General features: G+C 38.8%; 11 protein-coding genes, 2 tRNA genes and 3 rRNA genes. 12 read left to right on the forward strand and 4 right to left on the reverse strand.

Annotated features, from left to right (window positions below; all coding sequences use genetic code 11):
- Positions 1–151: 151 nt before the first annotated feature.
- From metN to LU301_RS03040, 3 genes are all read left to right on the forward strand, one after another.
- Positions 152–1,189, forward strand: a complete 1,038-nt coding sequence (gene metN, locus LU301_RS03030; protein ID WP_305272400.1) for a methionine ABC transporter ATP-binding protein MetN — start codon at positions 152–154, stop codon at positions 1,187–1,189.
- Positions 1,179–1,868, forward strand: coding sequence for a methionine ABC transporter permease (locus tag LU301_RS03035; RefSeq protein ID WP_305272403.1), 690 nt, complete (start codon positions 1,179–1,181; stop codon positions 1,866–1,868). The genes metN and LU301_RS03035 overlap by 11 nt, the downstream gene beginning before the upstream one ends.
- 96 nt (positions 1,869–1,964) lie before the next feature.
- Complete coding sequence (locus LU301_RS03040; protein ID WP_305272405.1) at positions 1,965–2,813, forward strand: MetQ/NlpA family lipoprotein; 849 nt, start codon at positions 1,965–1,967, stop codon at positions 2,811–2,813.
- A gap of 70 nt (positions 2,814–2,883) precedes the next feature.
- Here the strand turns inward: LU301_RS03040 and LU301_RS03045 are convergent, their stop codons facing one another.
- Entirely contained in the window at positions 2,884–3,510 is a 627-nt protein-coding gene (locus LU301_RS03045) for a rhomboid family intramembrane serine protease (RefSeq protein ID WP_305272408.1), read from the reverse strand.
- Positions 3,511–3,671: 161 nt separating this feature from the next.
- Between LU301_RS03045 and nfuA the strand changes: the two genes are divergently transcribed.
- Positions 3,672–4,301, forward strand: a complete 630-nt coding sequence (gene nfuA / locus LU301_RS03050; protein ID WP_305272410.1) for a Fe-S biogenesis protein NfuA — start codon at positions 3,672–3,674, stop codon at positions 4,299–4,301.
- Positions 4,302–4,498: 197 nt separating this feature from the next.
- Here the strand turns inward: nfuA and LU301_RS03055 are convergent, their stop codons facing one another.
- Positions 4,499–4,840 carry a PepSY domain-containing protein gene (locus LU301_RS03055; protein ID WP_305272412.1) on the reverse strand — a complete coding sequence of 114 codons (342 nt, stop codon included), beginning with the start codon at positions 4,838–4,840 and terminating at the stop codon, positions 4,499–4,501.
- A 783-nt stretch (positions 4,841–5,623) separates the two neighbouring features.
- On the opposite strand from LU301_RS03055, the gene gyrA reads away from it, so the two are divergent.
- From gyrA to rrf, 7 genes are all read left to right on the forward strand, one after another.
- Positions 5,624–8,308 (forward strand): DNA gyrase subunit A, encoded by a 2,685-nt coding sequence (gyrA, locus tag LU301_RS03060; RefSeq protein WP_305272414.1) that lies wholly within the window; start codon positions 5,624–5,626, stop codon positions 8,306–8,308.
- Between the two features lie 131 nt (positions 8,309–8,439).
- Entirely contained in the window at positions 8,440–9,645 is a 1,206-nt protein-coding gene (locus LU301_RS03065) for an MFS transporter (protein WP_305272416.1), read from the forward strand.
- A 446-nt stretch (positions 9,646–10,091) separates the two neighbouring features.
- A 16S ribosomal RNA gene (locus LU301_RS03070) occupies positions 10,092–11,624 on the forward strand.
- 71 nt (positions 11,625–11,695) lie between these two features.
- A tRNA-Ile gene (locus LU301_RS03075) sits at positions 11,696–11,772 on the forward strand.
- Between the two features lie 66 nt (positions 11,773–11,838).
- Positions 11,839–11,914, forward strand: a tRNA-Ala gene (locus LU301_RS03080).
- Between the two features lie 445 nt (positions 11,915–12,359).
- A 23S ribosomal RNA gene (locus tag LU301_RS03085) occupies positions 12,360–15,253 on the forward strand.
- A 111-nt stretch (positions 15,254–15,364) separates the two neighbouring features.
- Positions 15,365–15,479: ribosomal RNA gene (rrf, locus tag LU301_RS03090) — 5S ribosomal RNA — on the forward strand.
- The 16S, 23S and 5S rRNA genes sit together here with 2 tRNA genes alongside, the layout of an rRNA operon.
- A gap of 1,270 nt (positions 15,480–16,749) precedes the next feature.
- Here the strand turns inward: rrf and LU301_RS03095 are convergent.
- Together LU301_RS03095 and LU301_RS03100 are read right to left on the reverse strand one after the other, a co-directional pair.
- Complete coding sequence (locus LU301_RS03095) at positions 16,750–17,739, reverse strand: phage portal protein (protein WP_305272418.1); 990 nt, start codon at positions 17,737–17,739, stop codon at positions 16,750–16,752.
- Between the two features lie 4 nt (positions 17,740–17,743).
- Entirely contained in the window at positions 17,744–19,546 is a 1,803-nt protein-coding gene (locus LU301_RS03100) for a terminase large subunit domain-containing protein (RefSeq protein WP_305272420.1), read from the reverse strand.
- 129 nt (positions 19,547–19,675) lie between these two features.
- Here LU301_RS03100 and LU301_RS03105 point away from each other — a divergent pair, with 129 nt between their 5' ends.
- A complete protein-coding gene (locus LU301_RS03105; RefSeq protein ID WP_305273930.1) occupies positions 19,676–20,638 on the forward strand; it encodes a GPO family capsid scaffolding protein in 963 nt (320 codons plus the stop codon).
- Positions 20,639–20,650: the final 12 nt, after the last annotated feature.

Genomic DNA, 20,650 nt, shown 5'->3' on the forward strand with positions numbered 1-20,650 from the left:
AGAAACACTCCAAAATGAACAAGGTTTTGGAGTGTTTTTATACACATTATTCATCGTGTGATATTTTGATTTATCATTTTATTTCCCCCTATAATTTGCTATAATACATTAATCTATTTCTCTATTTGTTATTATCACAATTATATATTTCATGATTAAACTTCAGCATATTTATAAAACGTTCCATCAGCATAGTAATCCTTTGACCGTATTAAATGACATATCTCTTGAAATAGATAAAGGTCAGATTTTAGGTGTAATTGGAGCATCAGGTGCAGGAAAAAGTACCTTAATTCGTTGCGTGAATTTACTGGAGCGTCCAACATCAGGTTCTGTTGAAATTGATGGCATTGATTTAACTACATTAAATGAAAAAGATTTAATTACTGCACGCCGTCAAATTGGTATGATTTTTCAGCATTTTAATTTGTTGAGTTCTCGTACTGTGTTTGATAATGTGGCATTGCCTTTAGAATTAGCAAAAGTTGATAAACAAAAAATCCAAAATAAAGTCAATGAGTTATTAGCATTGGTGGGTTTGGCAGATAAAGCTAATGTTTATCCTGCTAATTTATCAGGTGGACAAAAACAACGAGTCGCCATTGCTAGAGCATTAGCTAGCGACCCCAAAGTGTTATTATGTGATGAAGCAACCAGTGCTTTAGATCCAGCAACGACACAAGCAATTTTACGATTATTAAAACGCATTAACCAAGAATTAGGTATTACTATTTTGTTGATTACTCATGAAATGGATGTGGTTAAACAAATTTGCGACCGTGTAGCGATTTTAGATCAAGGCGTTTTAGTTGAACAGGGTACAGTGAGTGAAATATTCGCTAATCCAAAAACAGAATTAGCACAACAGTTTATTTATTCAACATTAAATACAGGTTTGCCGAATGATTATTTAGCTCAATTATCATCAACACCTAAAACAGATTATGCTTGTCCGATTATTCAATTGGAATTTACAGGATTATCGGTAGACGCTCCATTACTATCACAAGCAAGTAAAAAATTTGATGTGGATTTTAATATTTTAACATCGCAGATTGATTATGTTGATGGGATTAAATTCGGTATTAGTATTGTAGAATTGATTGGGCAACCAGATGATATTGAACAAGCAAAAAAATATTTAATTAAACAACAAGTTAAGCTTGAGGTACTCGGCTATGTGGGCTGATTTAATACAACAATTTTCCGCAGAATTAACGCCTGAAATGTGGAAAATGGTGGCTTTATCCACATGGCAAACGGTGTATATGAGTATCACGGCAACATTTTTAGCAGTGATCATCGGTGTACCTGTGGGATTTTTAGCCTTTTTAACAGGGCAAGGACAAATCTTACAACAAAAGACTAGTCATCGTTTATTAAATATCATTATTAATATTGGACGTTCTATTCCTTTTATTATTTTATTGGTTTTATTATTGCCATTTACACGTTTTATCGTGGGGACGACATTAGGAACAACGGCTGCAATTGTTCCCTTAGCAATTACTGCATTTCCATTTGTAGCACGTTTAACAGCGAATGCTTTGATGGAAATTCCAACAGGTTTAACTGAAGCTGGAAAATCGATGGGGGCAACACATTGGCAAATTGTCAGTAAATATTATTTTCCAGAATCATTACCGATTTTAATTAATGGTATTACATTAACTTTAGTCACTTTGATTGGTTATTCGGCAATGGCTGGGGCTGTTGGTGGTGGCGGTTTGGGTAATTTAGCCATTAGTTATGGTGAACACCGAAATATGGTCTATGTTAAATGGGTCGCAACTATTATTATTGTGGCTTTTGTGATGATTTGTCAAAAAATGGGCGACTATTTGGCACAACGTTTTGACCATCGTTAATGATGTATTGTGATGATGATATATCATCTAATGATTTTCATTTAAGATGAATTTGATTATAATGTTAGCTAATTTATCTTATTGTGAGAATTGATTATGCAATTAAAGAAATTAGCAGGTTTATTTACTTTTGCAACTACAATGGCATTAGTGGGGTGTGGTGGTGATAATGCATCAAAAGCAAATGATAAACCAAGTCAAGCACCAACAACTGCAACTGCTCAAGTGCTTAAAGTGGGTGTGATGTCTGGTCCTGAGCAAATTGTAGCTGAAAAAGCGGTACAAATTGCTAAAGAAAAATATAATTTAACAGTTGAATTAGTACCATTTACTGAATATGGTATTCCAAATAGTGCAGTAAGCAAAGGTGATTTAGATGCTAATGCGATGCAACATAAGCCATATTTTGATAAAGACACGCAGGAAAAAAATCTTAAAAACTTAACTATTGTAGGTAATAGTTTTGTGTATCCTTTAGCGGGTTATTCTAAGAAAATTAAAACAGTTGCTGATTTAAAAGAAGGAGCTGTTGTTGCAGTACCAAATGACCCGAGTAACTTGGCTCGTGCTTTAATTTTGTTGGAAAAACAAGGTTTGATTAAACTTAAAGATAGTACAAATTTATTTGCGACATCGAAAGATATTGTTGAAAATCCAAAGAAATTAAGCATCAAAGAAGTCGATACATCTATTGCTGCAAAAGCACTTGATGATGTTGATTTAGCAGTTGTGAATAATACTTATGCAGGTCAAGTTGGATTAAATGCGACTGAACATGGTGTATTTGTTGAATCGAAAGATTCTCCGTATGTAAATATCATTGTTGCTCGTGAAGATAACAAAGATACGCCAGCGGTACAAAATTTTGTGAAATCTTATCAAACTGAAGAAGTTTATGAAGAAGCGAAAAAACACTTTAAAGATGGTGTTGTAAAAGGTTGGTAAGCTGAATACGATTTAAAAAGAAAATATCCCTTGTATTCAAGGGATATTTTTTATGCGATTTATGTAGTAATTAAAACCATTTAGGAAGGGTCATTAATTGGCTGATAAAATGGGGAATAATACGTGGTTCTAAAGCAATAGTCATTATTATACCATAAGCAGCTCCCCAGAGATGTGCTGAATGATTTGTTCTTGATACACCACGATTTTTTGCCCAAATACTATAAGCGACATAGAGTATTGCAAAAATAATTGCAGGCATGGGTATAAAGAGTACTATAATTAAATTCCAAGGGTCAAATAAAATAAAAGCAAATAATACTGCAGAAACTGCTCCTGAAGCTCCTAAACTTGCCCATTGTGAATTATGACGATTTTGTAAATAGCTTGGGATACTCGCAACAATCATGGCTGTTAAATAAAATAAAATAAATCCCAATCCATCTAAAAATTGTGTATAAAATTTTTCAATAGCTTGCCCAAAGAAAAATAGGGTAATCATATTAAAAAGTAAATGAAAGCCATCAGCATGGATAAACCCCGAACCAATAAAACGATCGTATTGTCCTTGTTTTACTGCAGGTACCCATAAAATCAGGCGGTTCATTACATTAATATCTTTTAATGCCCATAAGGAAATACCTGTGGTAATTAGGATAATAAAAAGCGTATGTGATAATCCAAGTAGTTCAGCCATAAAATTTTATTTAATCATTCAATAATTGTTAAAGGGAACACATTATAGCATAACATGATTACCATATCATAACAGATAATTCTGACGAAATTAGTTGTTTTTTTCCTAGTTGGCTCAAAATAGAGTACAATAGGCAGATTAAATTAACTGAGAGTTTAACAATGACTGATTCTGTAAACAATGAACAACAAATTCCTAATTTACTCATTACGCCATCGGCACAAGAGTATTTAAAAGAATTATTAGCAAAGCAAGAAACTGATGGTATCGGTGTGCGTATTTTTGTGGAAAATGCAGGTACGCCACGTGCAGAATGTTGTATGGCTTATAGTACGCCAGATGAACGTGTAGAAACAGATTATCGCCAAGAATATGCAGATTTTACTGCTTTTATCGATTTACCATCAATTCCATATTTGCTTGATGCGGTGATTGATTATAATAAAGACCGTTTTGGTGGACAATTAACATTCCGTGCCCCAAATTCTAAAGTACCACGCGTAGGTCCTGATGCTTCGATTGAAGAGCGTATTACCTATGTGTTACAAGCAGAAATTAACCCAAGTTTAGCTGGGCATGGGGGAAGTTGTATGCTGGTTGAAGTGCGTGATGATGAAACACATGGCTTGACTGCGGTATTAAAATTTGGTGGTGGTTGTCAAGGTTGTTCAGCGATTGATGTTACTTTAAAACAAGGGGTTGAAACAACTTTAAAAGAGTTTGTACCAGAATTACAACACGTTATTGACCAAACTGACCATAGTCAAAGTGAAGGAGCGTATTTTAAATAATATCCTTTACGTCATTCTCAACTTATAGTAAGTTATTGATTTTATGTAGGGGCGAATGATTATTCGCCCGTACAGAATTAAATATTTAAAATCATATTATATTATGATTTTAAGTTGAGAAAGGGCATCCTTTTGTTGAATATACAATAAAGGCTAAGTAAAATGACTTAGCCCTTATTTTTTATCATTGTTGATGATTAATCATCATGGTCGTCGTGATCATCACGGTCATCGTGGTTTTGAGCGATGATTTTACCTGTTTTAGCATTGACTTTTACATCATATTCCACACCCTGTGCATTGACAAGTTCAACATCAAAAGTCGCACCATAACGGCTATCATGGTCAAATTCTACTTTTTTAACTTTGCTATTTTTGATTTGTTTTTGAGCAATTTGACCTGCTTTTTCTTTAGAAATATATTGATCTTTATTTTGTTGATAAATACGCTCATCATTATCAGCAAATACTGCAGGAGCAGTGGTCAAAGTTGCTGTTGCAATCACAGTAGCAGAAATAATTTGTTTAAGATTAAACATGGAAAATACTCCGAATAAAGTTTAAATTGATTATGCATTTAGGCATAATGTCTTGCGATGGATATATGATATAAAATAAAAATTAGCTAAAAATTAGTGTGATGTAATAAAATGTGAACATTGAATGATGATAATCATCAAGTAAATGAACAATATTGGCTATGACTGTATAATCTTGCAGAGTAATCACATAAGTGATTTAACTTATTGAGTTTATTAAATTATTTTTAAATATAATAATTTATTAAAAATCAATATTTTATATTATTTATTAGATTGCTCTGGCTTTTTATGATTTAAATAAAGTTGTAAGTTATTTTTGTATTATAATCTTTTGTATAAAGTTAAACTTAAAAATAGGTGTATCAATAATGAATAATTTATCAGAACAATATCAACAGTATCATAAACTATTACATTTGCGGTTGTTTTTTATTGTAAGCCATATTTTGTGCTTTTTTGTAGCAATTATATTTTTAAATCTTTAGATATTTTTGTGTTGGATAATTTATGCTTATATTTCAACATTTATCTTTTTTGCAAAAGATATTTGCCCGTTTTGCAAACAAAGTTTTTTTCTTTATGCCCAATCTCGTGTGGGGTTTGAGCATAGTTTTCTTTTTCCTTGTCAATGTATCAACTGCAAAATGCCACACAACAAAAATTCCAATGATGAAACATCTTCCTAACTGTATAATTATCATAAAATATGCTATAATTCGCTACCATTTAAAGTTAAATTTTTGCTAATTTTGCCGAGTGTCGGCGATTTAAGGAGCTTACATGAGCGTATCGGAAATTCGCCCTATTGCGATTGAAGATGAGTTAAAAAATTCCTATCTTGATTATGCCATGAGCGTGATTGTTTCTCGTGCCTTGCCAGATGTGCGAGATGGTCTCAAGCCTGTACATCGCCGTGTGTTATACGCTATGCACGAACTGGGCAATGATTATAATAAGCCTTATAAAAAGTCCGCTCGTGTGGTCGGTGATGTGATAGGTAAATATCACCCACATGGTGATATTGCGGTGTATGATACCATTGTGCGTATGGCACAAGATTTTAGTTTACGTTATTTGCTGGTCGATGGACAAGGGAATTTTGGTTCGGTTGATGGTGATAGTCCAGCGGCGATGCGTTACACTGAAATTCGTATGCAAAAAATCACCCATGATTTACTATCAGATTTGGATAAAGACACGGTTGATTGGGAAGATAACTACGATGGTTCAGAAAAAATCCCAGAAGTGTTACCAACACGTATTCCAAATTTATTAGTCAATGGTTCAGCAGGGATTGCAGTTGGTATGGCAACCAATATGGCACCGCATAATATGACGGAGGTGGTCAATGCTTGTCTTGCTTATGTGGATAATCCACACATTAGCGTTGAAGGGTTGATGCAACATATTTCAGGGCCTGATTTTCCGACAGGCGGTGTGATTTATGGTAAATCAGGCATTGTTGATGCCTATCGTACAGGCAAAGGACGCTTGCATATTCGTGGCAAATATCACTTAGAGCAAGATGAAAAAACAGGTCGAACAGTCATCGTCTTTACTGAAATTCCATATCAGGTGAATAAAGCGAAAGCGATTGAGCGTATCGCTGAACTAGTAAAAGAAAAGAAACTTGAAGGCATTTCATTATTACAAGATGAATCGGATAAAGAAGGTATGCGAATTGCCATTTATCTGAAACATGGTGAAAATGCTGAAGTGATTGTTAATAATTTATTCCAAAATACACAATTAGAAACCAGTTTTAGCATTAATATGGTCTGTCTCGATAAAGGACAACCTAAATTGATGAATTTAAAAGATATTATTTCTGCATTTATTCATCATCGTCAAGAAGTGGTTACACGCCGTACCTTGTTTGAATTACGCAAAGCACGTGAGCGTGGACATATTTTAGAAGGTTTGACGGTTGCGATTTCTAATGTAGATGAGATTATCGAAACCATTAAAACATCAGCCAATCCAACCGAAGCCCGTGAGCGTTTGTTGGCGGGAGAATGGCAAGCAGGCGGTGTGTTATCATTATTGGAAAAAGCGGGACAGCAATCGATTCGCCCTGATGTGATTGAAGATGAAGACCCAAATCGTCCATTTGGAGTAAGTGGTGCGATTTATCGCTTATCACCAGCTCAAGTGCAAGCGATTTTAGAGTTACGTTTACATCGTTTGACAGGTTTAGAGCAAGATAAATTACAAGCAGAATATTTAGAAATTTTAGCGGAAATTCAACATCTTGAAGCGATTTTAAGTGATTTTAACTTGTTGATGAATATTATCCGTGAAGAACTTGCAGAAGTCATTCAACAATATGGCGATGTTCGCCGTACAGAAATTATCGAATCTCGTGTCGATTTTAGCCGTGAAGATTTAATTCCTGAAGAACAGGTTGTTTTAACCGTTTCACAAACAGGTTATGCAAAAACACAACCATTATCAGACTATCAAGCACAACGCCGTGGCGGACGTGGCAAGTCTGCAACATCAATGAAAGAAGATGATTATATTCAACATTTGATTGTGGCATCGAACCATGCAACGGTATTGTGTTTTACCAATGTGGGTAAAGTGTATCGCTTAAAAGTCTATGAAGTGCCGATTGCATCTCGTGGGGCAAAAGGTCGTCCAATGGTAAATTTATTACCACTTGATGCCAATGAAAGCATTACTGCGATTTTACCTGTTAAAGATTTCCCAGAAAATCATTATGTGTTTATGGCAACTGCGTCAGGTACAGTAAAACGTGTGGAATTAGAACAATTTAGCAATGTTCGTTCCAATGGTTTGCGTGCCTTAGAATTGGCTGATGGCGATACTTTAATCGGCGTTGCGATTACTGACGGTCAGCAACAAATTATGTTGTTTAGTAATGAAGGTAAGGCGATTCGTTTTGCCGAAACCGATGTGCGTGCGATGGGACGTACAGCAAAAGGCGTGCGTGGTATGCGTGTAACCTTGTCTGTGGGTGCGGTTGATGGTGAAGATGTCGAAGTTGATGATGATATCAACGAGCAAGATGATGGCGAAGAAAACAGCAATATCATTAGTCGTATTGTGTCGCTTGTGGTTGTACCTGAAACTGGGGAAGTGTTATGTGCAAGTGCCAATGGTTATGGTAAACGTACTCCTGTTGATGATTTCCCAACCAAAAAACGTGGCGGTAAAGGTGTAATTGCTATTAAGACTAGCGAGCGTAATGGTGAATTAGTCGGTGCAGTTGCAATTGATGAAAGCAAAGAAATGTTGTTGATTTCTGATGGCGGAACATTGGTACGTACACGTGCATCAGAAGTGGCAACCGCAGGGCGTAATACACAAGGTGTACGCTTAATTCGCTTGGCAGATGATGAAACGCTAGTCGGTGTGGTATCGATTGAAGCTGTGGAAAATGATGACAATAGCGATGAAATTGATGAAGCTATTGAACAGCAAGATGGTGCAACAGAATAAATAATGAAAATAAACCCTAAATTTTGATTTAGGGTTTATTTTGTGATATTAATGATGTTATGGAGATTATTGTGTAGGGGCGAAATATTTTTCGCCCTTATAATTTTTAATTTTTATTGATGGATTATTGTATGTCCAAAACATCTATTGTACTCATTTTTATGGCAGGTATTATTTTATGGATCACGTCTGGCGTACGAATGTCCTTAGGATTATTTGTCAAGCCGATGGAAAGTATCACCTTAGATATTGTTTCAATTAGCTTTGCTCTTGCAGTTTGTCAGTTAATGTGGGGCATTGCCCAACCGATTGCAGGTGCATTAGGCGATAAATTTGGTGCGAGATGGGTCTTAATATCAGGGACAATTTTACTCATTTTAGGCTGTGCCTTAACGCCATTTTTAGCTACACCATTGGGTTTAATTTTTAGCATTGGTTTATTGATTGCTTTTGGTACTGGAGCAGGCAGTTTTTCTCTGTTGATGGGGCAAGTTGCCAATCGTATTGAACCACAATATCGTGGTGTGGCATCAGGGATTATCAATGCAAGTTCATCTTTTGGGCAATTTAGTTTTGCCTTAATGTTACAACCCTTGATTGCATGGCGTTTTACAGGTTGGCAAGGAGCAATGTGGGCGATGGCTGGTATTTCCTTATTGATGTTTCCTGTGGCGTGGTGGATTACTCGTGGGCAACATCAAACGCTAAGCCCATCACAAACGACAACGCCACAAACAGCAGAGCAGAGTTTAGGGGAAACCGTTAAAATTGCCTTAAAAGATAAAAGTTATTTATTGATTCATTTAGCATTTTTTACTTGCGGATTTCATATCGCATTTTTGGCAACCCATTTACCGATGGAAATTACCTTAGCAGGCTTAAAGGAAAATGTTGCATCATGGTCATTGGCATTGATTGGATTATCCAATGTGATTGGGAGTTTATTTATTGGTTGGTGTGTGGGGCATTATCGCAGTAAATATATTTTATTTTGGATGTACTTAAGCCGAGCAGTGATGATAGCGATATTTTTAATCGCACCAAAAACCACCATGACTTTTTATATTTTTGCCATTGCTTTGGGTTTAACATGGTTAGCCACTGTACCACCAACAGCAAGTGCAGTAGGGAAATTATTTGGTGTACGTTATTTGGCAACTCTGTTTGGTTTGACCTTGGTGAGTCATCAAATTGGGGCATTTTTCGGAGCATATTTTGGCGGTTTAGCCATTCAACAATTTGGTGATTATCAGTTGATGTGGTATGCCGATATTATTTTAGCGGTATTGGCAGGGGTGGCAAATTTACCAATTCGAGAACCGAAGATTGAAAAATGATGATTTTGAATAGATTTTTATTATATTTGTTTAAATATCGCTCTATTAAATTAAAAATAATGAAGATATTTTAAAAAAAAGTTTGACAAAGGTTTGAGTTGTGTCTATAATACACATCTATCGCAAGATGATAATATTTTGAATTTAAATTAAATATTGATTTTAAGTATTTATGTTTATAAGATATTATCTTATAAATTTGTGATAGTAATAATCAACAATTGAAGAGATGGTTGATAATTCATTAAGAGAGATAGAAGAACAACTTGTGTGGATTTTTGCTATTATTGGATGGATTTTTATATTTTAAATTGAATATAAAGTTCATTTGATTTGGTAGAAATTGACTCGAGATTTATTTGAGCGAAAATTTTGCTAGTGATTGAATGGGCGAATTGGTATTTGTTGTTATGTTTATGATGATGAATGCTGATTAAGAATGAATTAAACTGAAGAGTTTGATCATGGCTCAGATTGAACGCTGGCGGCAGGCTTAACACATGCAAGTCGGACGGTTGAAGGGTGCTTGCACCTGGAGATAGTGGCGAACGGGTGAGTAATGCTTAGGAATCTGGCTATTAATGGGGGACAACAATTCGAAAGGATTGCTAATACCGCATACGCCCTACGGGGGAAAGCAGGGGATCTTAGGACCTTGCGTTAATAGATGAGCCTAAGTTGGATTAGCTAGTTGGTGGGGTAAAGGCCTACCAAGGCGACGATCCATAGCGGGTCTGAGAGGATGATCCGCCACACTGGGACTGAGACACGGCCCAGACTCCTACGGGAGGCAGCAGTGGGGAATATTGGACAATGGGCGCAAGCCTGATCCAGCCATGCCGCGTGTGTGAAGAAGGTCGTAAGATTGTAAAGCACTTTAAGTGGGGAGGAGGGTACCGATGCTAATATCATTGAGTACTGGACGCTACCCACAGAATAAGCACCGGCTAACTCTGTGCCAGCAGCCGCGGTAATACAGAGGGTGCGAGCGTTAATCGGAATTACTGGGCGTAAAGCGCGCGTAGGTGGCTAATTAAGTCGGATGTGAAATCCCCGAGCTCAACTTGGGAATTGCATACGATACTGGTTGGCTAGAGTATAAGAGAGGAAGGTAGAATTCCAGGTGTAGCGGTGAAATGCGTAGAGATCTGGAGGAATACCGATGGCGAAGGCAGCCTTCTGGCTTAATACTGACGCTGAGGTGCGAAAGCATGGGGAGCAAACAGGATTAGATACCCTGGTAGTCCATGCCGTAAACGATGTCTACTAGCCGTTGGAGTCGTATAAGACTTTAGTGGCGCAGCTAACGCGATAAGTAGACCGCCTGGGGAGTACGGTCGCAAGACTAAAACTCAAATGAATTGACGGGGGCCCGCACAAGCGGTGGAGCATGTGGTTTAATTCGATGCAACGCGAAGAACCTTACCTGGTCTTGACATACAGAGAACTTAGCAGAGATGCTTTGGTGCCTTCGGGAACTCTGATACAGGTGCTGCATGGCTGTCGTCAGCTCGTGTCGTGAGATGTTGGGTTAAGTCCCGCAACGAGCGCAACCCTTATCCTTATTTGCCAGCACTTTGGGTGGGAACTATAAGGAGACTGCCAGTGACAAACTGGAGGAAGGCGGGGACGACGTCAAGTCATCATGGCCCTTACGACCAGGGCTACACACGTGCTACAATGGTAGGTACAAAGGGCAGCTTAGTCGCGAGGCTTGGCGAATCCCAAAAAGCCTATCGTAGTCCGGATTGGAGTCTGCAACTCGACTCCATGAAGTCGGAATCGCTAGTAATCGCAGATCAGAATGCTGCGGTGAATACGTTCCCGGGCCTTGTACACACCGCCCGTCACACCATGGGAGTTTGTTGCACCAGAAGTGGTTAGCTTAAAAAAGGGCGATCACCACGGTGTGGCCGATGACTGGGGTGAAGTCGTAACAAGGTAGCTGTAGGGGAACCTGCGGCTGGATCACCTCCTTAACGAAAAAAAAGATTCGTTTGATGATAGTTAGAATCCACAACAAGTTGTTCTTCTGAAAGAGTTTATCTGAGGGTCTATAGCTCAGTTGGTTAGAGCACACGCTTGATAAGCGTGGGGTCATAAGTTCAAGTCTTATTAGACCCACCACTAATTGCAAGCACTTTAAAGTGCAAGTAGTTAAAAATATAGATGGTAAGATAAATGAAAAGCTATGGGGACTTAGCTTAGTTGGTAGAGCGCCTGCTTTGCACGCAGGAGGTCAGGAGTTCGACTCTCCTAGTCTCCACCATAAGTGAGGAATAGCAAAGATTAATAATCTTAGTCCGAACACAAGATAAAAATCTATGATTTTTCTGTACGGTATAGATTAAATGATTTATTTGATTGAATAAATTAGTTATTATGTTATAATAATTAACTTATGCAATTAAGTTCACTAAGTAAAGAAATTAGTGAGTAATTAAAGCATAAAATTTAAGTGATACTGATGAGGTATTACAGTTTTATAAGTGATAACACAGGTTAAAGCTATAAAACATCATTCATTAACAGCAAGAATTGAGTCTGAAAATAATTGTTCACTCAATAGATTGAAGTAGTCGTAAGATGAAAAGATTTAATTGAGGACTAGCAAAAACTGAATCAAGCGTTTTGGAATAGATTGTGTGACTTTAAGTTGAAAGAATGAATAGATATTTTAAAATATTTATTTAAACGACAATTTGGGGTTGTATAGTCAAGTGAATAAGTGCATACGGTGGATGCCTAGGCAATCAGAGGCGAAGAAAGACGTTGTAGCCTGCGAAAAGCGTCGGGGAGTTGGCAAACAAGCATTGATCCGGCGATGTCTGAATGGGGGAACCCACCTACCATAAGGTAGGTATCATTAACTGAATCCATAGGTTAATGAAGCGAACGAGGGGAAGTGAAACATCTCAGTACCCTTAGGAAAAGAAATCAATTGAGATTCCCTTAGTAGCGGCGAGCGAAAGGGGAGTAGCCCATAAAGTTTTATATAGTTTAGTGGAACGCTCTGGGAAGTGCGAACGTAGAGGGTGATATTCCCGTACACGAAAGGCTATATAAGATGATGACGAGTAGGGCGAGGCACGTGAAACCTTGTCTGAATATGGGGGGACCATCCTCCAAGGCTAAATACTCCTGATTGACCGATAGTGAACCAGTACCGTGAGGGAAAGGCGAAAAGAACCCCTGTGAGGGGAGTGAAATAGATCCTGAAACCGTATGCATACAAGCAGTAGGAGCATACATTGTTATGTGACTGCGTACCTTTTGTATAATGGGTCAGCGACTTATATTTTGTAGCAAGGTTAACCGCATAGGGGAGCCGTAGAGAAATCGAGTCTGAATAGGGCGTTAAGTTGCAAGGTATAGACCCGAAACCGGGTGATCTATCCATGAGCAGGTTGAAGGTTGGGTAACACTAACTGGAGGACCGAACCCACTGTCGTTGAAAAGCCAGGGGATGACTTGTGGATAGGGGTGAAAGGCTAATCAAACTCGGTGATAGCTGGTTCTCCCCGAAAGCTATTTAGGTAGCGCCTCGGACGAATACCATTGGGGGTAGAGCACTGTTTCGGCTAGGGGGTCATCCCGACTTACCAAACCGATGCAAACTCCGAATACCGATGAGTACTATCCGGGAGACAGACTATGGGTGCTAACGTCCATAGTCAAGAGGAAAACAATCCAGACCGCCAGCTAAGGCCCCAAAATCATAGTTAAGTGGGAAACGATGTGGGAAGGCATAGACAGCTAGGAGGTTGGCTTAGAAGCAGCCACCCTTTAAAGAAAGCGTAATAGCTCACTAGTCGAGTCGGCCTGCGCGGAAGATGTAACGGGGCTAAAACTATGTGCCGAAGCTGCGGATTTACATTTTATGTAAGTGGTAGGGGAGCGTTCTGTAAGCCAAAGAAGGTGGGTTGAGAAGCCCGCTGGAGGTATCAGAAGTGCGAATGCTGACGTGAGTAACGACAAAACGGGTGAAAAACCCGTTCGCTGAAAGACCAAGGGTTCCAGTCCAACGTTAATCGGGGCTGGGTGAGTCGACCCCTAAGGCGAGGCCGAGAGGCGTAGTCGATGGGAAATTGGTTAATATTCCAATACTTCTGTGTAATGCGATGAGAGGACGGAGAAAGTTAAGTCAGCCTGGCGTTGGTTGTCCAGGTGGAAGGTTGTAGGCATGTATCTTAGGCAAATCCGGGGTACTCTATGCTGAGAACTGATAGCAAGCTATACTTGTATAGCAAAGTGGCTGATACTCTGCTTCCAAGAAAAGTCTCTAAGCTTCAGTTACACAGGAATCGTACCCGAAACCGACACAGGTGGTCAGGTCGAGTAGACCAAAGCGCTTGAGAGAACTCTGCTGAAGGAACTAGGCAAAATGGTACCGTAACTTCGGGAGAAGGTACACTGTTGTTGGTGATGGGACTTGCTCCTTGAGCTGACGACAGTCGCAGAAACCAGGCCGCTGCAACTGTTTATTAAAAACATAGCACTCTGCAAACACGAAAGTGGACGTATAGGGTGTGATGCCTGCCCGGTGCTGGAAGGTTAATTGATGTGGTTAGCGCAAGCGAAGCTATTGATCGAAGCCCCAGTAAACGGCGGCCGTAACTATAACGGTCCTAAGGTAGCGAAATTCCTTGTCGGGTAAGTTCCGACCTGCACGAATGGCATAATGATGGCGGCGCTGTCTCCAGCAGAGACTCAGTGAAATCGAAATCGCTGTGAAGATGCAGTGTACCCGCGGCTAGACGGAAAGACCCCGTGAACCTTTACTACAGCTTGACATTGAACTTTGACCTTACTTGTGTAGGATAGGTGGGAGGCTTAGAAGCAGAGACGCCAGTTTCTGTGGAGCCATCCTTGAAATACCACCCTGGTAATGTTGAGGTTCTAACTCAGTCCCCTAATCGGGGACGAGGACCATGTCTGGTGGGTAGTTTGACTGGGGCGGTCTCCTCCTAAAGAGTAACGGAGGAGTACGAAGGTGCGCTCAGCGTGGTCGGAAATCACGCAAAGAGTATAAAGGCAAAAGCGCGCTTAACTGCGAGACCCACAAGTCGAGCAGGTACGAAAGTAGGTCTTAGTGATCCGGTGGTTCTGTATGGAAGGGCCATCGCTCAACGGATAAAAGGTACTCTGGGGATAACAGGCTGATACCGCCCAAGAGTTCATATCGACGGCGGTGTTTGGCACCTCGATGTCGGCTCATCTCATCCTGGGGCTGAAGCAGGTCCCAAGGGTATGGCTGTTCGCCATTTAAAGAGGTACGCGAGCTGGGTTTAGAACGTCGTGAGACAGTTCGGTCCCTATCTACCGTGGGCGTTGGAAATTTGAGAGGATCTGCTCCTAGTACGAGAGGACCAGAGTGGACGAACCTCTGGTGTACCGGTTGTCACGCCAGTGGCATCGCCGGGTAGCTATGTTCGGAAGGGATAACCGCTGAAAGCATCTAAGCGGGAAGCCTACCTCAAGATGAGATTTCCCTAGTAATTTAATTACTCTAAAGAGCCGTTCAAGACTAGGACGTTGATAGGTTGGATGTGGAAGCATGGCGACATGTGAAGCTGACCAATACTAATTGCTCGTGTGGCTTGACTATACAACACCCAAGTTGTTGTATAAACACAATAATCCAAAATAAATGTGAAAACTTGATTCAGAAAATGCAATGAACAAAACAACTCAGCTCAATACTCGCTGTACCAGTTTCGTTGGCGACCATAGCAAGTGTGAACCACCTGATCCCTTCCCGAACTCAGAAGTGAAACCACTTAGCGCTGATGGTAGTGTGGTGTTAACCATGTGAGAGTAAGTCATCGCCAACTCCTTTTTAAATAAAAACCTTCAATCAAATAAATAATGGTTGAAGGTTTTTTATTACATAAATTATTTGTATTCTTAATTATTTACTTTGGTAGATTCAATTACCAGCTGCAACGCACTGAAAATCAGATTTTACCTTAAGAGGTGTTCTAAAACCTAGTACTTTTCGTGGTCTATTGTTCAAATAAGCTTCTATCTGGAATGGATATTTTGTGTGAAATGGCACAGAGATTGGGGCATAAAGTCTTACCTCTAGCACCTTATTCTCCAGAACTTAATCCAATAGAACGGACATGGGCAAATATTAAGAGATACATGCGAAGTATTTTGTCTTGTGAACGTAATTTTATCGATACGATAGTGTCCTATTTTATTTTAATTGACTATATTTGTTTGATTTTTGAACTAAATAAATCGAATAACTCATATTAACCCCCAAAAGTGGAAACAGAGTGGAAAACTATACCAAAAAATACCGAGAAATACCGCAAAAAAACATAAAAGCCTAGCAATGCAAAACCCCCAAGCTAGTATAGACTAGGCTTGGGGGCTATATATTTTTTATGTTTTAAATTTGGCTCTCCCACCTAGAGCCGATAAAGTAAATAAAAACAATAAGATAAAATAAATAAAGTGGAAATAAGTGGAACTATATTAAGCCAGTGCATAGGTCGGTTATCTTATATAGAAAATAAAAAACACTTTTCCGAGATGACTTCAAAAATAGGTTACTCAGGTTACTAAGACAAAAAATAGTATTTAATGTATTGAAAAATAAGGATATTATATAAATTAGTAAAGGTTACAAATAGGTTACTATAAAGTTACTGGTAACTTATAATTTAGGTTACCACTATCAGTTATTAAGATATTGATTTTAAATAATATTTAAAAAATAAGTTACTGAAGTAACTTAAGGTATCTTATTTAGAGTTACCTATAAAATATATTTAAATCAATGATTTAAGTCATAAAATATTTTACAGTAACTTCAGTAACCTAATTTTCATCAGCATGAAACGTACTATCATTTTTTTGTTTTTCAAAATTCAGCATGATACTGCATGATTTCGCATGAAATAAATTGGCTGTTTTTCTGTGTCCATCGCTACTATTGAGCAGGGCAAAGAAAACTCATGCACCTGCATTTGTTTTTACACATTTAGTGTGCAGGTGTGGCGTGGAGACAACTGCGTTTGGGCGGACAGCTTTTGAGCAAATTTAGACAATAAAAAACCAGTGATAACACTGGTTAAGTTTATAGAAAAATAATTATGTGGTGGTGGCGGTGGCGATGAGTGGGTACTCAGCAAAGCGGATAATCTCAATGCCGAGATAATCGTTTATTTGTTTGAACAGGTTTTGATAATGCACAATCTCATTGTAATAAAATACTTTGGCTGCTTTTTCGATGTCGCCGAACCCCCCAGCGTTTTGTGGGGTAACGCCTATTAACTGGGGCGGTGTGCGGTGTCCTGCGAGTTGGTCATCACGGCTTGCAATCTTGATATTATAAAATTCGTCTTTGGCTGCGACTTCGGCAATCGGAATAACTTGCACGCCATCTTTTTTGCCGTTTGGCGTATAAATCAACAGGTTTTTAAAGTTGCCAGCTCCTTTTGATTGTTCAAGCGATTGCTCCAGAGCATCAATATCATCTTGGGTTTGTAGAGCATCGGTCAAGTGCATAATAAAACCCGCATGGGCTCCATTTTTGTAATATTTTCTGCGGAATAATGTAGCACTTTCGTTGAGTAAAATTGCGTTAATTGTACTTAAATAATCAGGCACGCCATAAATATTTTGGGTAATATCAGCATCGTAAATATGGATAATATCGCCTTGATTAAATTGATGGCTCTCACTCATGTATTGGTTGAGTTGATAATAAGTATTCGGCTCAATACCACGTCTCATGTTTAGGCATGGTCGTGTAGTTAATTTTAAAATCTTGCCAAAAATATTTTTTTCGACATGGACATAGGCATTGGCAAACGTCAAAAGACTTAACGCTAACGCATTAAAATCTTGTAAACTCAATAATGGGTGCGGAATAAATGTACTACTTAAAATATTGCGTTTGACAATAACTGCACTGGTATGATGACTGGTCGCACGGAATAATTTTGCTGTTGCGTGCATATCATACGGCAATTCATACCAGTTTTGCCATTGCGGACAGTAGCCGTATTCTAACAATGTTCGCCCGTCTAAAACTGGTTCAGGTTCGCCAAAGGTACGGAATAAAACTTGATTTTTCATCATCTTAACCTTTAAAAATTCGGATTCTTGGTTTCATCGCATTGCTAATTTGCTCATCAACAATGTCAATAATTGGAGCACATTCTAGTGCGTTCATAATTGCCCAAGCCATATCACCATGTCCTGTTTCGGCCGAGCGTGTTGTTACAAGCGTTTGTGCTCCTTGTTTACTGGTTAGAGCTTTACGGATAGACATAAATGACTTTGCAATATCAACTCTACTTGTATCAAAATGTAGCCGTCTGCGTTTAAAAAGCTCTTTTGTTCTTAATCCCATCTTCACTTTTAAATCAGCATTGTAATTTAACAGTTTGACAGATGGATAAAACTTCTTTACATATTCTCCAACCGCTAAGCCATTACCTGTATTGTCTAAGCCAATAAATGTTACATTATAACGCTCAACAAATTTTTTAATGATTAGGGCTTGTTCGCTTGCTTGCAAACGTATCAATTGTTGCACGTGCAAGACACGATATGGACTTAAATCAGATACAGGCGGGGCAACAACGACAAGTGCTGCCTTATCTCCAGTAAACGACGGGTCATAGCCGAGCCAAACTTCGCCAGCATATGGCTCAGAGTCAAACGGATGGTAATCTGTCCACGTTTCCCAAGTATCAATCATATTTGGCTCTATAATATCTAGTGGGAAATATGAGCCACTGTCATCAATAAATTCACACTCAAACAGATTCGCAAATTCATCTTCTGAATATTCCGCTTCTAAGTCTTCACGACTAAAGCGGTCATAGCCCCTGCGTTCAGCATCGGTTAAGGTTACAATTTGCCGTGTTCGTCTATCCGCTCCTTTTGTTGGTTTTTGTAGAGCAACTTTTGAAATATCAATCTCGGTTTGCTTTTTGCGTTTGCCGTCCGTACCTGCCCAAAATTCGTACGCTTGATGTAGGATACTGCTTGGCGTGGAAATGTAAATTTGCTTGTACATTTTTTGTGATGCCATTGCTGAAGCGACTTTTCTGAACATCGTAAAATTACGAATCCAAAAAAATTCGTCCATAATGACATCGCCATGTTTACCTTGTGATGTAAGGGCATTTGTACCAAGATAATAAATATTGGCTTGTTTGCCTTCTGGCATATTGATTTCAATCGGATTGCCTTTTAATTCTTTGCCCGTATGCTCCATGACAAAAGACTTGATATATTCAACAAATTGATAGGCTTGGGCTTTTGATGCCGATAAAAAGATTTTATTTTTACCCGTTTTAAATAGGTTGATTAACGCCCACAATGCAAAATAAAAAGTCGCACCAATTTGACGGCTTTTCAGCATCATAAAGATACGAGCCTGCTCAACCGCATCTCCCCATTCATGTTGAAAATCAAAAAATAATTCTTCAAACGCTTGAGTTAATTTATCGATTTCTTCTTGTGTAAACTGATTTTTGAGCGGTTTTTTACGTTCGCCAGCATTACGTTTTTTCAGATTTTCATTTAAATCGCTTTCATTGCCACCATTGCGGTAACGTTCAATTTTTGCCGATTTTTCTAGCATACGCATTAAAAAATCCATTTCTTTATAATTTGCATTGGATTTATTATCCGCAAAAATCAACGACAAAAATCTCGCACGCAAACCCAGTGTAACATCATCAAAAATATCTGCTTTTTCCCAACCATCACGTTGTTTCCAACTTTGTACCGTTGATTGATTTTCGCTCAAATGTCGTGAAATTTCAGCAACAGAAAGCCCTTGAGCGAAAAGTATCCGCCCTTGTTGTCGTGGGGTCATGGTGCTGAAAAAACTCAGCTCGTTGTGTGTGCTATCGTTCATGTTTTGCATTTAACGATATTTTTAAATATTTTTCTTGTTGTGATTATCCGCTTAAACCTTAAGCGGATTTTAAGTGATTGAGATTATTCATTTAAATTTTTCATAATGATGTCAATTTAATATTTTGAGATTTTTTTGATGAATCTTGCAGGTAAAGGGCGTGTTGAAAAACGCCTAAAAGTTGCCCAAGCAGGGCAAACGGTGGACGGTCGCCAACTGTCGCCACAAGAAATTATCGATATGGCAAATACTTACAATCCTGCTTTGTATGCAGGACGGATTAACATTGAGCATATTTTAGGCTTTTCGCCTAATCCGCCATTCAACGCTTATGGCGATATTTTAGCCGTAGAAGCTGTGCAAGAAAATGGCGTGTGGTGTTTATACAACACAATTTCAGCTTTGCCGAATTTAGTTGAGATGAATAAAGATGGACAAAAATTATACCCATCGATTGAGTTTTATCGTGATTTTGCAGGGACTGGAAAAGCCTACCAAGTCGGTTTGGCATTTACCGATACACCTGCATCGCTCGGCACTGAACCGCTTAAATTTTCATCAAAACAAGGCAATACCTTATTTACCCAACCAATTCAGGAGATTTTCATGGGTGCTGAAAAACAAACTTTATTGACCGCTCTGGCTGGTTTATTGCCATCAACTGAGCCTAAAGCCACAACGCCTGTGGTTAATTTATCGGCAAATCCAACATTGATGACCACTGTACCTATAGCCAATACGCCTGTGTCTCAACCGATTACGCTCAATCAAAATCCAAATCAAAATGATGATACGATGGTGAAGGCATTGACTGTGATTGTGATGTCAATGACTGAATTGAGCGATAAATTTTCCGCCCTCGAGCAGAAAATGGCTCAACAACCTACCGAACCAGTACAGCAATTATCTACACCTGTAGCCAATACACCTGTAGCTCAACCTGCACCAACTCAAACCACGCAAGTACAAAATGTTGATGCTTTTGCGACTTTGACCGATGCAATCCAAAAATTATCGCAAAAATTAGACAGTGTCAGCACGCAAACTGCCAATCCTGCTCCTTTAGCAACAGGTGCAGTAGCTGATGTTACTCCATACTAAAAGGACTAAAAA

The organism is Moraxella sp. ZY210820, from assembly GCF_030674635.1.
Taxonomy (GTDB): Bacteria; Pseudomonadota; Gammaproteobacteria; order Pseudomonadales; family Moraxellaceae; genus Acinetobacter.